Genomic DNA, 17,549 nt, shown 5'->3' with positions numbered 1-17,549 from the left:
ACCCCCATCAGCCCCGCTGACCAGCCAAGCCCTCCCCCGCGCCGACCGCACCGGCTGCGCGGCCGGACGGGTGAGGCCGGGTACCGGGCAGCCGCGGCCTGGTCAGGAACCCCTCCGCGAGCCCGTTGGCGACCGCGACGCCCAGCAGCTCGGACGACTTGTCGTAGAGCAGGAACCGCGGCTGCCACTCCGGCTGGTACTTGGCGTTGGCCCGGTACAGCGACTCCAGCTGCCACCACCGGGAGAGGAACCGCAGCACGGTCCGCGACAGCCGCAGCACCGGCCCGGCCCCCAGCTTGGCGCCGGCCTCGAAGACGTACCGGAACATCGCGAAGTTGAGCGAGATCCGGGTCACCTGGATCCTCCCGGCCGCCGCCGCCAGCAGCAGCTCGGTGATCATGAACTCGACGAGCCCGTTGTCCGACTCGCGGTCCCGCCGCATCAGGTCGAGCGAGAGGCCGTGCGCGCCCCACGGGACGAAGCTGAGCAGCGCGCAGGTGCGCTCGTGCTCGTCACGGCACTCGACCAGCAGGCAGTCGCCGTCCGCCGGGTCGCCGAGCCGGCCCAGCGCCATGCTGAAGCCGCGCTCGGTCCGCCCGTGCCGCCAGGCGTCGGCGAGGTGGCGCAGCCGGGCCAGCTCCTCCGCCGGCACGTCCCGGTGCCGGCGGATCAGGACGTGGTAGCCGGCCCGGCCGACCCGGCCACGGGTCTGCCGCAGGGTCCGCATGCTGCGGCCGTGCAGGCTGAACCCCTCGGTCTCCACGATGGCCTCGTCGCCGAACTCCAGCGCCTTCAGCCCGGTGCGCCGGTACGCGGTGCCGGCCTGCTCGCCGGCGCCGGTGACGGCCGGGATCCAGGCGTTGGCCCGCGCGGTGGCCCGCCAGGCCTCGATCGCCTGCGGCCAGGCCTCCGGGTCGCCGATCGGGTCGCCGGAGGCGAGCGCGACGCCGTTGACCACCCGGTAGAGCACCGCGGCCTTGCCGGAGGGCGACCAGCAGACCGACTTGTCGCGGCGCAGCGCGAAGTAGCCGAGCGAGTCGCGCCCGCCGTGCCGCTCCAGCAGCGCCCGCAGCCGCTGCTCGTCCGCCGGCCCGAGGTGCACCCGGCCGCGCGGTGAGCGGAAGAAGACCCGCAGCACGAGCAGGAAGAGCGCCGCCCCCAGCACGTTGATGCTCAGGTCGGCCCAGCGGTCCACGGTGACCGGCGGCACCTCCTCGCCGAAGCCGGAGACGGTGAACAGCCGCAGCAGCGCGTACCGGAAGCACTCGCCCCAACCGACCTGCGGCGCGGTGGCGGTGACGTGGATCAGCAGTGCGCCGATCGAGGCGACCAGCGCCCCGCCGAGCAGCAGCACGGCGATCCCCAGCAGGATGTTGCCGCGCTCGCCACGGGCGTGGAAGGCCGGGCGGCTCGCCAGCAGGAAGGCCAGCACCAGCGCGGTGAGGACGGCGGAGACCCAGTTGAACGGGTGCCGCCGGTCCGCCGGCAGGGTGACCAGGGCGAGCAGGAAGAGCGCCGCGTAGGCCGCGACCACCAGGGTGGCCACGATCCAGGCCGCCCGCTTGCGCCGGCGCAGCATCACCGCCAGCAGCGCGGCGAAGAGCGCCGCGGTGAACCCGGCGGTGACCAGCACCGGGGTGAAGAACTGCCCGCTGTTGATCCGGTCCACCCGCTGCCGGAACGGCGCGACCAGCCCGGCCACCAGGTTGACCAGCGCGGCGATCCGCAGGTACCACTCGGCCGCGGTCGCGCAGCGCAGCCGCCAGCCCGGCAGCGCACGGGCGCGCTCCCGCGCCTCGGCCGGCGCCGCGACCGGCTCCGGGGCCCGCTCCTCGACCCGCGCCCCGGCCGGCACCGCCACCGGCCCGGTCCCCGCCGGCACGACCACGTCCGGAGCCCCGGCCAGCAGGTTGTAGGCGGCGGCCTTGGCCACCATCAGCCGCTGGTGCACCCGGGCCTCCCGCCGTTCGGCCCGGGCCAGCCGCTTGGGACGGCTGCGGTAGCGCCAGCGCGCCCACGGGCTCTGCGGCCGGGCCAGCCGGATCGCCCCGACCACCGCGAGCGGCGCCACCATCACGCCGAGCAGGCCGGTCCACAGCTTGCCCTTGAGCAGACTGATCGTCACCAGGATCAGCAGCAGAGCCGCGCCGACCAGCTGACCGACCGACGGCCGTCCGGTCAGGCCGCCCAGCGGCGGCGCCCCGACCAGCAGCAGTCCGATCATCGCCACCGCGAGGATCACCGCGTCCACCGACTTGCGGCCCTGCTCACTCCAGTAGACGTCCTCCAGGTGCAGCACCAGCGCGAACTCGTCCAGCACCAGGCCGCAGCCGACCCCGAAGGCGACCGCCAGCACGTCGCGCGGCACCCCGGCCTCGCTGCGCACGGTGAACGCGCCGACGCCGGCGACCAGCATCAGCGCCTGTCCGAAGACGACGTGGTGGATGTGCAGGCCGCCGGGCGTCACGTTGCCCGGCCACCACGGGGTCCCGCGCCGGATCATCCGCACGCTGAACCGGATGAAGAGGAAGGACGCGATCAGGCCGAGCAGCAGGAGCAGGAGCGGTTCCCGCCCCGAGGCCACGATCCGGTCCTGGAAGCTGACCCGCAGCGACTCCGCCATCGGTCCCGTCCCCTCCCGCCACGGCCCCGGGCCACGGCCATCGCTCCATCTGACGCCTGCTCACCAGGGTGCGCGACCCGACGCGCGAGCGGCCTGCGCCGGACGGTTGATCCGGACGATCCCTCCCCCTCACCTGTTGGCTCTCGTGCCATGCTGTGGGACAAATCAGTCATAACGGATAATCAGCAGACAATCGGTCAACAGGAATATCAGGAAGGTCGAGGGATCATGGATGCTCTCTCCCGCCGGACTCTGCTGGCGGCCGGTGCCGCCGGCGCCGCCACGGTCGCCACCGGGTGCGCGCGCCCCGGCACCCCCGCCAGGTCCGACGCCATCGACCCGGCCTCGGTTCCGCACCACGCCCACGGCGGCGCCTCGGCCGCGCCGCCCGGCGCCGTCCCCGTCAAACCCGAGACCACCCTGATCGGCGACGGCTCGACCTCCGACACCGGCCCGCAACCCAACCAACCGGTCCCCGAGCCACTCGAACCGGGCCAACAACCGCCCCAGTTCGTCGTCTTCTCCTGGGACGGCGCGGGCGAGCTGGACAACAGGCTGTTCTCCCGGTTCCGCAAGCTCGCCAAGGACCACAACGCCGGGATGACCTTCTTCCTCAGCGGGCTCTACGTGCTGCCCGAGTCGAAGAAGGACCTCTACCACCCGCCGCAGCACCCGGTCGGCGCCTCCGAGATCGGCTACCTGACCGACCAGCACATCCTGGACACCCTCACCCAGGTCCGCGCCGCCTGGCTGGACGGCCACGAGATCGGCACCCACTTCAACGGCCACTTCTGCGGTCCCACCGGGGTCGGCCAGTGGTCGCCCGAGGAGTGGGACAGCGAGATCGAACAGGCCATCAGCTTCGTCACGCACTGGAAGAGCAACGGCGGTTTCACCGACCAGCCAGCACTGCCGTTCGACTACACCAAGGAGCTGATCGGCGGCCGCACCCCGTGCCTGGAGGGCCAGCGCAACCTGCTGCCCACCGCGGTGGCGCGCGGCTGGAAGTACGACGCCAGCGGCTCGGGCGGGGTCCAGGTCTGGCCGCAGAAGATCCAGGGCGGCGCGCTCTGGGACTTCCCGCTGCAGTCCATCCCGTTCCCCGGGCACACCTTCCAGGTGCTCTCGATGGACTACAACATCATGTTCAACCAGTCCGGCGAGAACACCAAGGCCGATCCCGCCAAGTACGCGGCCTTCCAGCTCCAGGCCCGGGACTCCTACCTGGCCGGCTTCGAGCGCGCCTACCGGAGCAACCGGGCGCCGATGTACATCGGCAACCACTTCGAGGAGTGGAACGGCGGGATCTACATGAACGCCGTGGAGGAGGTGCTCAAGACCATCGCCGACAAGCCGGACGTCCGCCTGGTCTCGTTCCGCCAGCTGATCGCCTGGCTGGAGGCGCAGGACCCGGCGGTGCTGCGCAAGCTGCAGAGCCTGGGCCCCGGCGAGACCCCGGCGGCCGGCTGGTCGAAGTTCCTCGCCGGCCACTAGGGCCTGGACTCCCCACCCGCGCGCACCGGGCGATTAACCCGATCGGCGTCACTCCGAGCGGCGGGCCATCACCCCAGGTGGACCAGGGTTTTCCGGCCCGTCCGGCGCCCGCTCGGCATGCGGCCCGGCCGCCCACCACGTACCCCTGGAGCAGCAGGACGCGGTTCGTCCACGGGGACACCCCGTGACCGAGTCCCGGGAGGACCAGCATGCGCGCTCGTCACTTCGTCGCCGGGGGCATCCTCACCGTGGCCGCAGCCCTCGGTGCGGCCGGCCCCGCAACGGCGGCCGGCCCGGTCGTCGTCCAACCCGACTCGCTCGCCCCGGGCGGCCGGATCGCGCTCCTCGACGGCGGCAGGAGCCAGGCCGCCGGCGCCTTGACGTTCCGCGACAGCGGCAACGGCGACGGCAAGAACCCCAACGGCGTTGGCAACGGCAACGACGACGGCAGGGGCTACACCGGCAGCGGCGAGTACTCCAAAGGCGGCGGCAACGGCAACAACGGCGGTGGCATCGGCATCGGCGGCGGCAACAACGGCAACAACGGCGGTGGCATCGGCATCGGCGGCGGCATCGGCATCGGCAACGGCAACGGCGGTGGCGTCAACGGCGGCGGCAACAACGGCAACAACGGCAAGGGCTACACCGGCAGCGGCGAGTACTCCAAAGGTGGCGGCAACGGCAACGGCGGCGTCAACGGCAACGGCAACAACGGCGGCGGCAACAACGGCAAGGGCTACACCGGCAGCGGCGAGTACTCCAAGGGCGGCGGCCCGAGCGGCGCGAGCCACGCCGGGGTCGGCGGCAGCACCGGCCCCGACGTCCGGGAGACCGTCGCCGGCGCCTCCCTGATGATCACCGCCGCCGCGGCCACCGCCCTGCGGCTGCGCCGCCGCCGCGCCGACTCCTGACCCGCCACCCGGGCACCCTTCAGGTCCCGGCCCGGTCGCACACGACCTCCGCGCTGTGCGGGATCGCGCCACTGCGGTCGTACGGATCGGCCACCGGCCGCTTCGACGCCGCGGTGGGCGCCGGGTCGGAGGGGAAGGCCGGCCGCAGCAGGCCGGCCTCGGCGTCGCAGGCGGAGTTGGCGATGGTGAAGTCCCAGGCGGCGACGTCCAGTCCGGCCGAGCCGGCCGGATCCCCGCCGTCCGCCGGGAACGCGACGGTGATCACCCGCCGCACCACGGTCCGCGCCACCTCGGCCGGTGGTGCGGCCGAGGCCGTCGCCGCCGGCCGGCTGACGGCGTACGCGAAGGTGTAGTCGGCGGTCACCAGCAGGCCGCCCAGCTGGTCGTCGGTCACCTCCATCCGCCCGCTGACCCGCACCCCGCCCGGTACCGGCGCGGCCACCGCCGGGTCGAAGCGGGTGAACACCTCGTCCCCGCCGCCGTCGGCGTGGTCCACCAGGTGCCGGGTCAGCTGCTGGTACAGCGGCGAGTCCGGCCGCAGCATGCCGAGCGCGACGGTCGGCGGGCCGCCCGCCAGGGTGGCCGGGTCCAGGTTCGCGGCGGCCAGGAAGTCGCGCACCCGCGCGGTCGCCGCCCCGACCTGGTCGGCCGTCAGTCCCCCCACCGCCGTGGCGGGCGGCGGCGTCAGGCCCGCCCGTCCCTCCGGCCAGCTCTCGGCCGGCGAGCCGGCGAACGGACTGGCGAGGGTGGCGGTCACCGGCGCGGCGGTCACCGCCGGTCCCGTGGACACGCCCGGCGAGGCCGGCGGCACGGCCGAGGCCGGGTGGCCGGCGGCCGTGCTCCGGCTGCCCCTGCCGTCCGGCGCCCCGCCGAGCGGAGCGCCGGTGGCCAGCGCCCCCAGTACCAGGGTGGCGGTGGCGGTGGCCACCAGCAGGTCGCGGACCCGGGCCAGCCGCCCGGACGCGGGGCGCGGACCCGGTGTCGCCACCGTCCGGCCCGCGGGCCCCGGGCCGCGGTGGTCCCGGGCCGCCAGCGTCCGGGCCCGGGCGGAGGGCTCCACCAGCGGGGCGGTCCGCACCGACTCGGCGGTGAAGGCCGCCCGGAAGCGCTCCCACTCGGCGTCACCGGCAGGCGGCCGGACGGGCCGCGGCTCGTCCGGACCACCGGGCGGTGAGGTTGGTATGGACATCGGCCCTCCTCCGCCGACTCGACAGAACCGCCCTTCCGGCCAGGACCGGAGGGCAGGCGCCAGATGTACCGCCGGACGGGCGATCTGTCCATCAGTCGCGCGTCGCATTTCCGCGCGAACACCGTGGTCAGCCGGTGGCCCGCGGCCGGACCCGGCCCGCCAGCACCGCCCCCACCAGCGCGACGCAGGCCATCACGCCGAAGATCACCGCGAACGCGCCCCGGGCCCCGGCCCCCGCACCGCCGGTCGCCACGGCGGGGACCGCGCCGCCGCCCAGCGCCGAGAACAGCACCCCGGCCAGCCCGACCAGCAGCACGTTGCCGAGCGCGTCGGACATCTGCAACGAGGCCGAGTTGACGCCGGCCGCCTCGGGCGGCGAGAGCTTCATCATCAGCACGCTGATGCTGGCGATGGACAGGCCCATGCCCATCCCGCCGACCGCCCAGGCCGCCGCGGCGGTCCAGGTCGGCGCCGCCGGGAGCAGCACCAGCGCCGCGCCCGCGATGGCCGCCGCGGTGCAGCCGAAGCCGAGTCGGATCAGCGCCTCGCGACGCCGCTCGGCCGCCGGCCGGCCCTGCAACCAGGAGCCGAGCGACCAGGAGAGGCCGCCGCTGGTGAGGGTCAGGCCGGCCAGGGTCGGCGAGAGGTGCCGCTGCACCACCATCATCAGCGGGATGAACGCCTCGGCGGCGAAGAACGCCCCGGCCGCCACCCCGCGCAGCAGGATCAGCGTGGGCAGCCCGCGCGCCGCGCGCAGCGTGCCGGCGGGGAGCAGTCGCCGTACGGCGGGGAAGAGCAGCCCGGCCCCGGCCAGCGCGGGCAGCAGCCCGAGCAGGTCCAGCCTCTGGCCGGCGTACTGCAACAGCCCGGCACCCAGCGCGGCCATCGCGGCCAGCCCGATCCGCCGCCCGTCCAGCGCGCCGCCGGGGCCGGCCGGCTGGGCCCGCTCGGCCCGGCGCAACGCCGGGCCCATCACCGCCAGCGGGAGCACGATCAGCATCGGCACGGAGAGGAAGACCCAACGCCAGCCGAGGTGCTGGGTCACCGCGCCGGAGAGCACCGGGCCGACGATCGACGGCAGCACCCAGGCCGCCGAGAAGGCCGCGAAGACGGACGGCCGCAGCCGCTCCGGGAACGCCCGGCCGACCACCACGTACAGCGCGACGATCACCAGCCCGCCGCCCAGCCCCTGCACCGCCCGACCCGCGACGAAGATCCACATCCCGGCGGCGGTACCGGCCACCACCAGCCCGGCGCCGAACACCCCGATCCCCGCGAGGAGCGGCAGCAGCGGCCCGCGCCGGTCGCACCACTCGCCGGAGAGCACCATCGCGAACAGCGTGCTGGTGAAGTAGCCGGAGAAGGCGAAGGCGTACAGGCCAAGACCGTGCAGCTGACGGGCCGCCACCGGCATCGCGGTGTTCACCGCGGTGGCCTCGAAGGCGAGCAGCAGGACCACCGAGACGATCCCCAGGGTCAGCGCCCGGTAGGGCGCGCTGAGCACCCCTCCCCCGTCCTCGGCGGCTGTCAGCGGGTCGGCAGGGTCGGCCGAGGTGGCGGAGGCTGTGGTCATGACTGCCATGGTAAGTGCCGTCGGCTGGGTTCACTCCTGACCGAAAGCCTCGGAGCGCTCCGCCCTTGGTCGTAGGACCCCCCGCCGGATTTCATCCGCCCGTCACAATTCAATGTTGACGGCGACCGGGCCGGACCGGCACCATGAATTCCGTGAACGCGGCCGGAAGGGCCGCCGAATTCCGCAGCGGAGAGGAGCGCCCGGCCGTGATCCGCAAGCCCGCCGCCACCTCCTGTTGTCCCGCCCGTCCCGCTCACCGCGCCAACTGACCGAGGGCCCACCGCCCTCCGCCCGGCCGTGTGCCCGAGTGGTTCAGGGGACCGCCTGCAAAGCGGTTTACACGGGTTCGATTCCCGTCATGGCCTCCGCACGACGTACCCGGCACGACCGGGCGGCGAGAAATCCGCCGGCCGGCGTTCCGGCATTTCCGGAATCATTCTCGACGGCGCTCCCGGAAAGCGGCACTTCCGGAAAAGGGCCCGCCGAGAATGTCGGCGGGCCCTTTCCGGTGACCGTCAGGCGATCGCCGCGTCCTCCGGGGGGATCGGGAGGCGGCCGACCGGGAGCCCGGTGGCGGCGCGGACGGCGGCGGCGACCGCGGCCGGGGCGACCACGGCCGGGACCGCGCTGACCGCCTTCGCGCCGAAGCTGGCGACCACGTCGCGCTCCTCCAGCAGCGCGGCGATCCGCACCTCGGGGGTGTCCAGCGCGGTGGGCAACCGGTAGCCGGTGAGCGAGGGGTTGGCCGGCCGCCCGCCCACCATCCGCAGGTCCTCCAGCAGCGCCAGGCCGACGCCCTGCGCCACCCCCGCCTCGATCCGGTCCTCGATCTGGCCCGGGTTCAGCGCCCGGCCGACGTCCTGCGCGACCGTCACGTCGACCACCCGCACCGCGCCCAGCTCGATGTCCACGTCCACCACCGCGCGCATCGCGCAGAAGGCGATCGAGACGAAGGCGTCACCCTGGCCCGCCTCGTCCAGCGGCTCGGTCGGGTGCGGGCGGCACTGCGCGGTGGCCCACAGCTCCTTGCCCTCCAGCGCCTCGGTCACCGGCATGCCGAGCACCCCGTCGTAGGAGGTGATCTTCCCGTCGGTGATCGACAGCAGCTCGACGGACATCCCGAAGTCGGCCGCGATCGGCTGCAGCAGCTGGTGGCGGACCATCAGCGCGGCCCGCTCGACCGCGCCGCCGGAGACCCAGGTGTGCCGGCCGCGGGCGGCCGGACCGGCGATCGACTGGTCGCTGTCCACCGGCGCGACGTAGACCTCGGTCACCCCGAGTACCGACTGGACGATCTGCCGGGCCAGCGTGGCGAAGCCCTGACCGGCGTCGACGGCCGCGCAGATCACCGTGGCGTGGTCGCCACTCACCCGGACGGTCGCGGTGGAGACCTCGTCCGCGCCCTCCGCTCCGAGCATGTGCACCATGCCGACCGCGTACCCGATGCCGCGTCGCACCGCCGCCGGTTCACCGGCCCCGCCCGGCCCGCCGGGCAGCAGCCAGTCGGCGTCCGGCTCGTCCACCGGCAGCGAGGGCAGCGGTTCGGCGGCCACCGCGTCGAGCAGCGCGGCCACCGGCGCCGGGCAGGTGACGGCCTGCCCGGTGGGCATCGGGTCGCCGGTCGCCATCACGTTGCGGCGGCGGATCTCCAGCGGGTCCAGGCCGAGCCGGGCGGCCAGCTGGTCGAGCTGCGACTCGTGCGCGAAGCAGGACTGCAGCGCACCCTCGCCACGCATCCGGCCGGCCGGCGGGTTGTTGGTGCGCACCGCCCAGGCGTCCACGAAGACGTTCGGGCAGACGTACGGGCCGACCGAGAACGCGGTGGCGGCGGCCAGCGCCTGGGCCGAGACGTCCGCGTAGGCGCCGCCGTCCAGCAGGATCTGCGCCTCCACCTTCACCAGCTTGCCCTGGGCGTCCGCGTGGTGGCGGTACCTCAGCAGCGCCGGGTGCCGGCTGGTGTGCGCCTGGAAGGACTCCTCACGGGTGAGCGTCATCTTCACCGGACGGCCGGTGCGCAGCGCCAGCAGGGCCAGCGTGACCTGGAACGAGAGGTCCTCGCGGTCCGTGGTCGCGCCGGGCACGCCGGTCACCACCAGCCGCACCCGGTCCGGCTCCAGGCCCAGGCAGGCGGCGGTGCGGTCGCGGTCGCCGTGCGGGTCGGTCGAGGAGAGGTGCAGCTCGACGCCGCCGTCCGGGCGCGGCACGGCCAGCCCGGCCTCGGCGCCGATCGGGGCCGGGTCCTGCCGGCCGACCTGGTAGAGGCCCTCGACGACCACCTCGCCGACCGCCTCCGGGTCGCCGGTGCGCAGCGGGAGGTGGCGGAAGAGGTTGCCGTCCGGGTGCAGCGGCGGCGCGGTGAAGGCCTGCTCGGGGTCGGTGAGCGCGTCCAGCACCTCGTACTCGACGACGATCGAGGCGGCGGCCAGCCGGGCGGTGTCCGGGTGGTCGGCGGCCACCGCGGCCACCGGCTCGCCGTGGTGGCGCACCACGTCGGCGGCCAGCACCGGCCGGTCGCCGGCGGGCGGGCCGCCCGGGACGCCGTCCCGGGCGGGCGGCAGGTCGGCGGCGGTGACCACGGCGTGCACACCGGGGAGGGCCAGCGCGGCCGAGGTGTCGATGCCGACGATCCGGGCGTGCGGGTGCGGGGAGCGCAGCACCGCGCCCCAGAGCAGGCCCTCGGCCCACAGGTCGGCCGCGTACGGGTAGATGCCGAGTGCCTTGGGCAGCGCGTCGGTGCGCAGCGGCGAACCGCCGAGGCCGAAGGTCTGCGGCTCGGGCGCGTCCGGTTCGGCGGGGGCCGGGGCGAGGGCGCTGTCCGTGGGGGAGGTCATGCGTGGTCGTCCTCGGGAAGCGGGGCGCCTCCGGCCGACGGCTGGGGGAGGAGGCCGGGGGCGAGACTGGGGTCGAGCGACACGGTGGGCGACCCGGTCTCGTAGACGGTCCCGTCGTAGGGGGCGGCCGGGATCCCGTGCGCGGGCGTGCCGTCGTAGAGCGGGCCGGGGTAACTCGGCGCGGGGTAGCCCTGGTCGGGGTACGGGTCGCCCTGGTAGACCGGGCCGTTGACCGCCGACGGGTCGAACGGTGTCCCGTGCGCGGGGGTCTGTTGGTACACCGTGCCGTGCCCGGCGGCCGGGTCGTACGGCGTGCCGTGCGGCGGCGTCGGTTCGTACAGCGCGTCGTGCGCCGGGGTCTCGTACGACCCGCCGGGTGCGGTGTTGTCGTGCGCCGGCACGGGCTCGTAGCTCGTGCCCGCGTCGTACACCGTGCCCGGGCCGTAGGCGGTCGGGTCGTAGCCCGGGTAGCCCTGCACCGGGATCGCCCCGACGCCGGTGCCGGCCGCGGTCGGCTGCGGCGCGTACTCGGCCGCCGGCTCGGGGAGCTCCGCGCTGATCCAGCCGCTCTCGTCGTCGAAGACCGGCCGCGCGGCGGTCGCGCCGGCCGGCGGCCAGTCCTCCTGGTAGACCGGCAGGTCGGCCGGCTCGGCCGCGGGCTCCGCCTGCTCGGTGGGCTCGGCGACCGCCTCCGCGGCGTCCTCCGTCGCCTCCACCGCCGTCTCCTCGGCCTCCAGCAGCGCCGCGCCACGCGCCTGAGCCACCGTCTGGACGGCCGCCAGCGCGCTGCGGTACCCGGTGCAGCGGCAGAGGTTGCCGCACAGCGCCTGCCGGGCCTCCACCTCGCTCGGCCGGTGGTTGCGCTGCAGCAGGTCGTGCACCGCCATCGCCATCCCGGGCGTGCAGTAACCGCACTGCACGGCGCCCGAGTCGGCCAGCGCCTGCTGGACGTCGCTCGCCGCGCCGCCCGCCGACAGCCCCTCGACCGTGCTGATCTCGCTGTCCGCCGCCAGCGCGGCCGGGACCAGGCAGCCGGCCACCAGCTGCCCGTCCACCTGCACCGAGCAGGCGCCGCACTCGCCCTGCTCGCACCCGTTCTTGGCACCGGCCAGCCCGAGCCGCTCGCGCAGCACGTAGAGCAGGCTCTCGCCGATCCACGCGTCGGTGACCGACCGTTCGAAGCCGTTGACGCGCAGCGTGTACGAGGCGCACGGGCGCCCCTCGCCGGGCAGCGGTGGGGGGTTCAGCGGGTCGGACGCGATCCCGGGCGTCAGGTCAGCCGTCACTTCAAAGCCCTTCCCAGTGCCCGACGGGCCAGCACCGACACGGTACGCCGCAGCCGCACCGCGGCCGCGGTCGGCCCCTCGATCAGCAGCCCCGACGAGGGGTCGGCGCCGTAGCCGTCGGGGACGCAGGCGGTGGCCACGTACTCGCCGAAGGCCGCCGCCGCGGCCGGGTCGACCACCGGCACGCCCTCCTCGCCGCGGGCCGACCAGTCGATGCAGCCGGCCACCCAGGCCTCGGCCTCCAGCGGCCGCAGCGGCACCGGCGCGACGGCACCGACCGCGCAGCGCACCGCGCGCCGGGCCGGGTCGAGCACCAGCGCGACCGAGGCGGTGGCCCGGGCCGGGCCGCTGCGCCCGGTCGCCTTGAGGAAGACCTGCGGGGCGTGCAGCAGCGGCACCCGGACCCAGGTGAGCAGTTCGCCGGGGCGCATCGGGTCGTGGCCGGTGAGCAGGTGGCTGACCGGCACCTCGCGGCTGCCGCCCGGGCGGGCCAGGGTGACCGAGGCCTCCAGCGCGGCCAGCACCGGCAGGGTGTCGCCGGTCGGCGCGGCGGTGGCGATGTTGCCGCCGAGGGTGCCGACGTTGCGGGTCTGCGGCGGTCCGGCGGTGCGCGCGGCGTCGGCGAGGGCGGGGATCAGCGCGGCGAAGTCGGGCCGGTCCATCCGGGCCAGCGTGAGGCCGGCACCGAGCACCGCGGTGCCGCCGTCCTCGTAGCGCCAGCCGCGCAGTTCGGTGATCCGGCCGAGGCCGATCAGCGCGGCCGGGCGCAGCCGGCCGGCGTTGACGGCTTCCATCAGGTCGGTACCGCCGGCCACCGGTACCGCGGTGGGACTGGTGCCGAGTGCCTCGACGGCCTCGTCGAGGGAGGTCGGCAGCATGATCGTGCGGTTCACCAGGATCCCACCGTGCTCCACTCGCTCGGGCTGCGCTCGATCAGCCGTACAGTACGGCCGCCGCGAGGGCCGGCCGGTTCGTCCCGCACCGCGCTCTGCGGTACCGCCCGTAGAGTACGGGGCCGCGCTGCCGAACTGAAGCAGCCCACCGGGTCGGGCAACTCTGGCACATCGCAGGCGATGATCACCCCCGGGGTGGCGGACCATCTGGCCCCATACCGGGCAAATCAGGCACGAATGGGATCAGATGTTCATCTGTTAGTGACGCCGGACCGGGCGGAAAAGGTTCCCAGACGATCCGTCACCCGGTCAGCCGGCCGGCGGCGCACCCTCGATCGGGCGACCGGCCACCCCTGGTCGACGCTGCCACGGGTGCGGCCCGCCGGGCGGACGGTACGCCACCCCGAGCGCGTCCAACCGGGCGTAGTGCGCGCGCATCCGGCGCTCGAAGCCCGGCCAGTCGCGGGCGGCGGGATCGCTCGGCAGCCGTGACCAGGCCACCTCGGCGAAGGCCGCGAGCCGCGGGAAGGCCCGGTAGTCGAGGTCCCGGGCATCGGTGGCGAACTCGCTCCACAGGTTGGCCTGAGTGCCGATCACCCGACGGGCGGCGGCCGTCGACTCCGGCGGGCGGCCCAGCTCCGGCGGGACCGGCTCGAACCGGTAGACGTCCTCCAGGGTCCGCACGTACCCGACCGGAACGGGTTCGTCCGGGCCGTCCGCCTGCCGGTGGTCGAGGTAGACGTGCTGCTCCGGGCAGATCACCACGTCGTGCCCGGCCCGCGCGGCGGCCACCCCGCCGGCGTACCCCCGCCAGGACGAAACCGCCGCACCCGGGGCGGGCCCGCCCTGCAGGATCTCGTCCCAGCCGATCAGCCGGCGGCCGCGGTCGGCCAGCCAGCGGTCGAAGTGCCGGAGGAACCAGGACTGCAGGCCGTCCTCGTCCGCCAGTCCGAGCTCCGCGATCCGGGCCCGCGCCGCCGGACTGGCCCGCCACTGGTCCTTCGGGCACTCGTCGCCGCCGAGGTGGACGAACTCGGACGGGAAGACCTCCAGCAGCTCCTCCAGCACGCCCTCGTAGAAGGCCAGCGTGGCGTCCGAGGCGTTCAGCACGTTGGGGCTGACACCCCAGTCGGTCCACACCCCGAGCGCCGCGGTGTCCACCACGTCGGTGTTGCCCAGCTCCGGGTAGGCCGCGATGGCCGCCTGGGCATGGCCCGGCAGGTCGATCTCGGGGACCACGGTGATGCCCAGGCCGGCCGCGTACCCGACGACCTCGCGCAGGTCGTCCTGGGTGTAGTGGCCGCCGTGCGGCCGGTCGTCGCGCCGCCCGCCGGAACGGAAGCCGACCATCGAGCGCTCCCGCCAGCCGCCCACCCCGGTGAGCCGCGGGTAGCGCCGGACCTCGAAGCGCCAGCCCTGGTCGTCGGTGAGGTGCAGGTGCAGCACGTTGAGCTTGTGCGCGGCCAGCAGGTCCAGGTAGCGCAGCAGGCCGTCCTTGGGCAGGAAGTGCCGGGCGACGTCCAGCAGCACCCCGCGCCAGCCGAACCGCGGGGCGTCCGCGATCTCGCAGGCGGGCAGCGTCCAGCCGCCGTCCCGGCGCAGCGGGGCCCGCCGGAACGCCTCCGGCCCGAGCAGCTGGCGGACGGTCTGGGCGGCCCAGAGGGCGCCGGCCGCTCCCCCGGCGGCGAGCAGGGCCCGTCCGGCGCCGACCGTGATCCGGTACTCCTCGGCGGCGAGGGCGGCGTCCAGCCGCAGCGCCAGGTCGGCCCGGCCGGGCGCGGCGGCGGGGGCCAGCGGCAGCCCGGTCGCGGCGCCCAGCGTCGAGCGCAGCCAGCGTTCGGCGTCCCCGGTGCCCGGGCCGCCGGCGAGCGTGGTCACCGGACCCAGCCGCAGGCCCGCCTCAGCCGGGAACCGGACGTCCGCCGGGGCGGGGATGAGGTCCATGCGGCCCATCCTGCCCCGCGAACCACCGATTGGTACAGACCACTGTCAGCACCAGGCGGCGGTTACTTCTTGTCGCCGCCGCCGTCAGCCGGCTCGATGCCCTCGAAGATCTCCTTGCACATGGGGCAGACGGGGTACTTCTTCGGGTCGCGCCCGGGCACCCAGACCTTGCCGCAGAGCGCGACCACCGGGGAGCCGGAGAGCGCGCTCTCCATGATCTTGTCCTTCTGGACGTAGTGCGCGAAGCGCTCGTGGTCACCGTCCCCGTGGGAGACCTGGGGGACGGGCTCGACCAGCGTGCCGGTGCCGAGTCCGCGCTCGGGCTCAAGAGTGCTCATGAGGGCCAAGTCTATGGGGGCGCGGAGCGGAACGTGGCGTCTCAGTTGAGCAGCGGGTCCTCGGGGTAGGTCGCGAGCATCGCCAGCGGCCCGCGCTGGCGGCGCAGCACCGAGCGCCACAGCCGCTCGGGATCGGGGCAGGAGATGTCCCCCGGTTCGACGTCCACCAGGTACCAGGCGCCCTCGGCGATCTCCGCCTCCAGCTGGCCCGGGGTCCAGCCGGAGTACCCGGCGAAGACCCGCAGCGCGCCCAGCTCGCCGGCCAGCACCTGCGGCGGCGCCTCCAGGTCGACCAGCCCGATCGCCCCGTGCACCCGGCGCCAGCCCAGCGGGTCGGCCGGCCCCGGCTCCCCCGGCACCACGGCCACCGCCAGGGCGGAGTCCAGCCCGACCGGACCGCCCTGGAAGACCACCGGCGGGGCACCCGCCAGGTCCGCCCAGCCGTCCAGCACGTCCGAGACCTCGACCGGGGTCGGTCGGTTCAGCACGACGCCCAGCGCGCCCTGGACGTCGTGGTCCAGCAGCAGCACCACCGACCGGGCGAAGTTCGGGTCGGTGAGCACGGGGGTCGCCACGAGCAGGCGGCCGGTGTGTGAGGAGGCCGCGGTCATGTCTCACATGATCCCGCAGCCGCGTGCCGGGCGGGAAGCCCAACACGAAAGCCACCCGGCCCGGGCAGCAAACCTCCTCCCCGCGGCCGCTCACCCGTTCGGCGCACAGCGGGCCGAGCTTCCACCCGGAGAGAGCATGATCACCATGTGATCGCACGGGAACCGCCGAACCGCCTACTACCATCTATCCGAAGTGGCGCCCGTGCGGCCCGCGCCACAGTCGTCACGGCTGTCCCAACGAACCGTGCTGCCTGCCTCTCCCGGCTGCGAACCCCTGGATTGCGAGAACGATGACCGACGACGTCCTGCTGGTCCACGGCGGAAACCCGCTGGAAGGCGAGATCCGCGTCCGCGGTGCCAAGAACCTGGTGCCCAAGGCGATGGTGGCCGCCCTGCTCGGCCAGGGCCCCAGCAGACTGCGCAACGTCCCGGACATCCGTGACGTCAAGGTGGTGCGCGGCCTGCTCCAGCTGCACGGGGTGACCGTGCGCAGCGGCGAGGAGGAGGGCGAGCTGATCCTCGACCCCTCGCACGTGGAGAGCGCCAACGTCGCCGACATCGACGCGCACGCCGGCTCCTCGCGGATCCCGATCCTGTTCTGCGGCCCGCTGCTGCACCGGCTCGGCCACGCCTTCATCCCGGGCCTGGGCGGCTGCGACATCGGTGGCCGGCCGGTCGACTTCCACTTCGAGGTGCTGCGCCAGTTCGGCGCCACCATCGAGAAGCACCCGCAGGGCACCTACCTGGTCGCCCCGCAGCGGCTGCGCGGCACCAAGATCGAGCTGCCCTACCCCTCGGTCGGCGCGACCGAGCAGGTGCTGCTCACCGCCGTGCTCGCCGAGGGCGTCACCGAGCTGCGCAACGCCGCCATCGAGCCGGAGATCGTCGACCTGATCTGCGTGCTGCAGAAGATGGGCGCGATCATCTCGATGGGCACCGACCGGACCATCCTGATCACCGGCGTGGACGAGCTGGGCGGCTACACCCACCGCGCGCTGCCGGACCGGCTGGAGGCCGCCTCCTGGGCCTGCGCCGCGCTGGCCACCAAGGGCGACATCTACGTCCGCGGCGCCCGCCAGCTGGAGATGATGACCTTCCTCAACACCTTCCGGAAGGTCGGTGGCGCCTTCGCGGTGGACGACGAGGGCATCCGGTTCTGGCACCCGGGCGGCGAGCTGAGCGCCATCGCGCTGGAGACCGACGTGCACCCCGGCTTCCAGACCGACTGGCAGCAGCCGCTGGTGGTCGCGCTGACCCAGGCCACCGGCCTGTCCATCGTGCACGAGACGGTCTACGAGTCGCGGCTCGGCTTCACCTCCGCGCTCAACCAGATGGGTGCGCACATCCAGCTGTACCGCGAGTGCCTGGGCGCCACCCCGTGCCGCTTCGGCCGGCGCAACTTCCTGCACTCCGCGGTCGTCTCCGGCCCGTCCAAGCTGCTCGGCGGCGAGCTGGTCATCCCCGACCTGCGCGGCGGCTTCTCCTACCTGATCGCGGCGCTGGCCGCCGAGGGCACCTCCACCGTGCACGGCATCTCGCTGATCGAGCGCGGCTACGAGAACTTCATGAGCAAGCTGCGCGAGCTCGGCGCGCACGTCGAGCTGCCCTCCGAGGAGCTCGCCGAGCTCTGAGGCCCGCGACACGCGAAACGGCGCCCACACCGGTCCTGAACCGGTGCGGGCGCCGTTCTTCGTCGGCCGGTCAGCTGACAGGCCGGCACTCGACCGACTCGCGGCGGGAACACGACAGAGCGGGGGGGGGGGGGGGGGGGGGCCCCCCCCCCCCGCGCGGGGGGGGGGGGGGGGGGGGGGGGGGGTGGGGGGTGGGGGGGGGGGGGTGGGGGGGGGGGTGGCGGC

At 74.7% G+C, this 17,549-nt stretch carries 12 protein-coding genes and 1 tRNA gene; 4 read left to right on the top strand and 9 right to left on the bottom strand.

Annotated elements, in window-relative coordinates:
• Window positions 1-7 precede the first annotated feature (7 nt).
• Window positions 8-2,623: a phosphatidylglycerol lysyltransferase domain-containing protein gene (locus tag ACIGXM_RS23240; protein WP_396563832.1), complete on the bottom strand. Its 2,616-nt coding sequence runs from the start codon at window positions 2,621-2,623 to the stop codon at window positions 8-10.
• A 228-nt stretch (window positions 2,624-2,851) separates the two neighbouring features.
• Here ACIGXM_RS23240 and ACIGXM_RS23235 point away from each other — a divergent pair, with 228 nt between their 5' ends.
• Entirely contained in the window at window positions 2,852-4,117 is a 1,266-nt protein-coding gene (locus ACIGXM_RS23235; protein ID WP_396563830.1) for a hypothetical protein, read from the top strand.
• A 209-nt stretch (window positions 4,118-4,326) separates the two neighbouring features.
• Window positions 4,327-5,028, top strand: a complete 702-nt coding sequence (locus ACIGXM_RS23230) for a hypothetical protein (RefSeq protein ID WP_396563828.1) — start codon at window positions 4,327-4,329, stop codon at window positions 5,026-5,028.
• Between the two features lie 19 nt (window positions 5,029-5,047).
• Here the strand turns inward: ACIGXM_RS23230 and ACIGXM_RS23225 are convergent, their stop codons facing one another.
• Both ACIGXM_RS23225 and ACIGXM_RS23220 read right to left on the bottom strand, forming a co-directional pair.
• Window positions 5,048-6,217, bottom strand: coding sequence for a hypothetical protein (locus tag ACIGXM_RS23225; RefSeq protein WP_396563826.1), 1,170 nt, complete (start codon window positions 6,215-6,217; stop codon window positions 5,048-5,050).
• A 127-nt stretch (window positions 6,218-6,344) separates the two neighbouring features.
• Window positions 6,345-7,790 (bottom strand): MFS transporter, encoded by a 1,446-nt coding sequence (locus ACIGXM_RS23220; protein WP_396563824.1) that lies wholly within the window; start codon window positions 7,788-7,790, stop codon window positions 6,345-6,347.
• A gap of 293 nt (window positions 7,791-8,083) precedes the next feature.
• Here ACIGXM_RS23220 and ACIGXM_RS23215 point away from each other — a divergent pair.
• Window positions 8,084-8,155, top strand: a tRNA-Cys gene (locus tag ACIGXM_RS23215).
• Between the two features lie 150 nt (window positions 8,156-8,305).
• On the opposite strand, the gene ACIGXM_RS23210 is transcribed toward ACIGXM_RS23215, so the two are convergent.
• From ACIGXM_RS23210 to ACIGXM_RS23185, 6 genes are all read right to left on the bottom strand, one after another.
• Window positions 8,306-10,621: a xanthine dehydrogenase family protein molybdopterin-binding subunit gene (locus tag ACIGXM_RS23210; protein WP_396563822.1), complete on the bottom strand. Its 2,316-nt coding sequence runs from the start codon at window positions 10,619-10,621 to the stop codon at window positions 8,306-8,308.
• A complete protein-coding gene (locus tag ACIGXM_RS23205; RefSeq protein WP_396563820.1) occupies window positions 10,618-11,907 on the bottom strand; it encodes a 2Fe-2S iron-sulfur cluster-binding protein in 1,290 nt (429 codons plus the stop codon). Before ACIGXM_RS23205 ends, ACIGXM_RS23210 begins: the two co-directional genes overlap by 4 nt.
• Window positions 11,904-12,785, bottom strand: a complete 882-nt coding sequence (locus ACIGXM_RS23200) for an FAD binding domain-containing protein (protein ID WP_396564035.1) — start codon at window positions 12,783-12,785, stop codon at window positions 11,904-11,906. Before ACIGXM_RS23200 ends, ACIGXM_RS23205 begins: the two co-directional genes overlap by 4 nt.
• 324 nt (window positions 12,786-13,109) lie before the next feature.
• Entirely contained in the window at window positions 13,110-14,744 is a 1,635-nt protein-coding gene (locus tag ACIGXM_RS23195; protein ID WP_396563818.1) for a beta-N-acetylhexosaminidase, read from the bottom strand.
• A 62-nt stretch (window positions 14,745-14,806) separates the two neighbouring features.
• A complete protein-coding gene (locus ACIGXM_RS23190) occupies window positions 14,807-15,082 on the bottom strand; it encodes a DUF3039 domain-containing protein (protein WP_396563816.1) in 276 nt (91 codons plus the stop codon).
• Window positions 15,083-15,123: 41 nt separating this feature from the next.
• Window positions 15,124-15,693 (bottom strand): YqgE/AlgH family protein, encoded by a 570-nt coding sequence (locus ACIGXM_RS23185; protein WP_396563814.1) that lies wholly within the window; start codon window positions 15,691-15,693, stop codon window positions 15,124-15,126.
• 290 nt (window positions 15,694-15,983) lie between these two features.
• On the opposite strand from ACIGXM_RS23185, the gene murA reads away from it, so the two are divergent.
• Complete coding sequence (gene murA / locus ACIGXM_RS23180; protein ID WP_396563812.1) at window positions 15,984-17,324, top strand: UDP-N-acetylglucosamine 1-carboxyvinyltransferase; 1,341 nt, start codon at window positions 15,984-15,986, stop codon at window positions 17,322-17,324.
• The last annotated feature ends 225 nt before the right edge of the window (window positions 17,325-17,549 follow it).

Source organism: Kitasatospora sp. NPDC052896 (assembly GCF_044547075.1).
In the GTDB taxonomy this organism is placed as follows: Bacteria; Actinomycetota; Actinomycetes; order Streptomycetales; family Streptomycetaceae; genus Kitasatospora.
This window is presented reverse-complemented; position numbering and strand designations above follow the sequence as displayed.

Coding starts and splice junctions, on each gene's coding strand:
- ACIGXM_RS23240 (WP_396563832.1), bottom strand. CDS start 2,623: ATGGCGGAGTCGCTGCGGGTCAGCTTCCAGGACCGGATCGTGGCCTCG.
- ACIGXM_RS23235 (WP_396563830.1), top strand. CDS start 2,852: ATGGATGCTCTCTCCCGCCGGACTCTGCTGGCGGCCGGTGCCGCCGGC.
- ACIGXM_RS23230 (WP_396563828.1), top strand. CDS start 4,327: ATGCGCGCTCGTCACTTCGTCGCCGGGGGCATCCTCACCGTGGCCGCA.
- ACIGXM_RS23225 (WP_396563826.1), bottom strand. CDS start 6,217: ATGTCCATACCAACCTCACCGCCCGGTGGTCCGGACGAGCCGCGGCCC.
- ACIGXM_RS23220 (WP_396563824.1), bottom strand. CDS start 7,790: ATGACCACAGCCTCCGCCACCTCGGCCGACCCTGCCGACCCGCTGACA.
- ACIGXM_RS23210 (WP_396563822.1), bottom strand. CDS start 10,621: ATGACCTCCCCCACGGACAGCGCCCTCGCCCCGGCCCCCGCCGAACCG.
- ACIGXM_RS23200 (WP_396564035.1), bottom strand. CDS start 12,785: ATGCTGCCGACCTCCCTCGACGAGGCCGTCGAGGCACTCGGCACCAGT.
- ACIGXM_RS23195 (WP_396563818.1), bottom strand. CDS start 14,744: ATGGACCTCATCCCCGCCCCGGCGGACGTCCGGTTCCCGGCTGAGGCG.
- ACIGXM_RS23190 (WP_396563816.1), bottom strand. CDS start 15,082: ATGAGCACTCTTGAGCCCGAGCGCGGACTCGGCACCGGCACGCTGGTC.
- ACIGXM_RS23185 (WP_396563814.1), bottom strand. CDS start 15,693: ATGACCGCGGCCTCCTCACACACCGGCCGCCTGCTCGTGGCGACCCCC.
- murA (WP_396563812.1), top strand. CDS start 15,984: ATGACCGACGACGTCCTGCTGGTCCACGGCGGAAACCCGCTGGAAGGC.